Below are 380 nucleotides of genomic sequence, written 5' to 3' on the forward strand. Positions count from 1 at the left end.
CCGGGACGCCTCCGGCCGCGCGACGGTGGACGGCGCGGAGCTGGCCGCCCTGGCTCGGGAGCAGGCTGCCCTGCCGCAGGATCCCACCGGGATCGGCAGCTCGGCCCGCAACCGCTTTGTCGGGATCGTGACCGATGTCCGGCAGGACGCGGTGATGGCCCAGGTGGAGCTGCAGTGCGGTCCGCACCGGGTGGTGTCCTTGATGAGCGCCGAAGCCGTGCGGGACCTCGGCATCGAACCGGGTTCGGTGGCGGTGGCCTCGGTCAAGGCGACCATGGTCGCCGTCGAAACGCCGTCGGGGAGGAGCTGAGGTGCGCCACTGGCAGCGCCTGGCCGGCCCGGCGGCGGCCGCCGCCTGCGTCCTCGCGGGCAGCGCGTGC

At 75.0% G+C, this 380-nt stretch carries 1 protein-coding gene; it reads left to right on the forward strand.

Annotated features, from left to right (window positions below; genetic code table 11):
* The coding region (locus AC5RV2_RS19035; RefSeq protein ID WP_494093623.1) for a TOBE domain-containing protein at positions 1-310 on the forward strand (310 nt) is incomplete at its 5' end.
* Between the last annotated feature and the right edge of the window lie 70 nt (positions 311-380).

Source organism: Arthrobacter sp. Y3225116 (genome assembly GCF_059091245.1).